Source organism: Mesorhizobium sp. M2A.F.Ca.ET.042.01.1.1 (assembly GCF_003997405.1).
GTDB lineage: Bacteria > Pseudomonadota > Alphaproteobacteria > Rhizobiales > Rhizobiaceae > Mesorhizobium.
The window spans coordinates 1-2291 of sequence record NZ_RZRX01000479.1 but is presented as its reverse complement, the minus strand read 5'-3'; the positions used below and the strand labels follow the sequence as shown (position 1 = coordinate 2291).

The 2291-nt window shown below is 63.5% G+C and carries 2 protein-coding genes; one reads left to right on the top strand and one right to left on the bottom strand.

All coding sequences use genetic code 11. The features are described 5' to 3' along the window. A partial coding sequence (locus tag EOA23_RS33930) for a thiamine pyrophosphate-binding protein (protein WP_245474441.1) occupies positions 1 to 1075 on the bottom strand: 1075 nt, incomplete at its 3' end. 385 nt (positions 1076 to 1460) lie between these two features. Here EOA23_RS33930 and EOA23_RS33925 point away from each other — a divergent pair. Then, the coding region (locus EOA23_RS33925; RefSeq protein ID WP_145966581.1) for a GAF domain-containing protein at positions 1461 to 2291 on the top strand (831 nt) is incomplete at its 3' end.

Sequence of the window (2291 nt, the reverse complement as noted above, 5' to 3'; positions counted from 1 at the left end):
GCTCCCACCACGGATAGAGCGCCTTTTTGTCGGTCTTGGCGGTCGCCCGCCACAGCCGCACGAGGTCTTCCAGCACGCGGCCGACATCGCCCAAGATCCCGATATCGGCATGCACGTTCTTGTTGATCGAGGACGGGTCGATGTCGATGTGGATCTTCTTCGAGTTCGGCGAGAACGCGTTGAGGCGGCCAGTGATGCGGTCATCGAAGCGCGCGCCGATGCAGACCATCACGTCGCAGTCATGCATCGCCATGTTGGCTTCGTAGGTGCCGTGCATGCCGAGCATGCCGACCCAGTTCTTGCCGGATGCCGGATAGGCGCCGAGACCCATCAGCGTCGAGGTGATCGGGAAGCCGGTGAGGTCGACCAGCTCGCGCAGCAGATGGCTGGCCTCCGGACCGGAATTGATGACGCCGCCACCCGAATAGATAATCGGCTTCTTCGCTCCGGCCATCAGCTCGACGGCAGCCTTCACCTTTTCTAGGTCGCCCTGGACTTTCGGCTGGTAGCTGGTGCGCGGCGCCGTCTGCGGCGGCACATAGATGCCCTTGGCGAACTGCACGTCCTTCGGGATATCGACCACGACCGGGCCGGGGCGGCCCGTGGTCGCGACATGGAACGCCTCATGGATGGTGGCGGCGAGCTCGTTGACGTCCTTCACCAGCCAGTTGTGCTTGGTGCAGGGCCGCGTGATGCCGACCGTGTCGCATTCCTGGAAGGCGTCGGAGCCGATCAGCGAGGTCGGCACCTGGCCGGTGAGGCAGACCAACGGGATGGAATCCATCAGTGCATCCTGCAGCGGCGTCACGGCATTGGTGGCGCCGGGGCCGGACGTCACCAGGAGCACGCCGGCCTTTCCGGTCGAGCGCGCATAGCCTTCGGCCGCGTGGCCTGCGCCCTGCTCGTGCCGAACCAGGATGTGCTCGACCTCGTCCTGTTGAAAGATTTCATCGTAAATCGGGAGAACCGCGCCGCCCGGATAGCCGAAGACGTGCTTGACGCCATTGTCCTTGAGCGCCTGCACCACCATTTCGGCACCCGTCATTTCGCGCCGCTCGCTCTGTCCATTGCTCATCGGTCTGGTCCCGTACTGTTTCGCCATCTGGCGATTGCTGGTCGTTTAGTTGGATTGGAGGCAATAAAAAAGGCCCCCGAGGGAGCCTGTGTGGTGCGCATGGGAGGTTTTCGCCCGGCGGTTACACCGCCTTGCCCACGCGCCAGCCTACGAGAATGAGTGCCGTTTTCATGGGCGCGGACAATAAGGGCGAAAACGCTGGCTCGTCAATGGGGTCCGGCGCGAATTCACCCGCCTGTGAGAAACGGCGCTGTTTCGCGCTACCATAGTACAGTTGAGCGCCCGCCGCCGAGGCACCAGTATGTGCCGATGCATGTTGTCCAGAAGGGTGGAGCGGTTTGGAGCACGACATGCAATGGTGTGACGTTGGCTGCGAGGAGGACGCATGGCTGGCGAACGGGAGCATATCCGCGAGATCGAAGAGGTGCTGTCCGGCGCGCGATCGGTCCGCGACGATATCGTGGGTCAATCCTGGCTGCGCTGTATCGATACGCATCGGCTTGACCCCGCACGTCCGACCGAAGCCTACATCGTTCCCGATACCCAGCTGCGCGAGCATCGCGAGCAGTCCGAAAGACTGATCGCCATTGCCCGCAGCGGGCTGGAGACATTGTTCAAGCAGGTGGCCGGCCAGAACTACGTCCTGCTGCTGGCCGACGCGAAAGGTGTCACTGTCGACTTCCTCGGCGACCCGCTGTTCATGGACCAGTTGCGCACGGCCGGTCTCTATCTCGGCTCCGAATGGTCGGAGAGCCGCACTGGAACCTGCGGCGTCGGCTCCTGCATCGTCACGGGCGAGGCGATGACCATTCACCAGACCGACCATTTCGATACCACCCACACGCCGCTCTCCTGCACCGCCGCGCCGATTTTCGACACCAAGGGCGAACTGACCGCCGTCCTCGACATATCGCTGTTACGCTCGCCACAGCCGAAAGTCAGCCAGAACCTTGCCCTTCACCTGGTGACTGCGTCCGCCCGGCGCATCGAGCTCGCCAATTTGATGGCGCAGATGCATTCGGAATGGGTGCTGCGCTTCTCGCGCTCGCCCGAATTCCTCGACGTCGATCCGGAAGCAGCCATCGCGCTCGATGCCTCGGGCCGCATCCTCGGCACCACGCGCGGCGGAGCGCTGCTTCTGGCGCAGGCCGGAGGCGCCGACTGGAGGCTCTCCTCGCCGATCGGCCAGCCGATCTCGCGTTACCTCGATATGGAT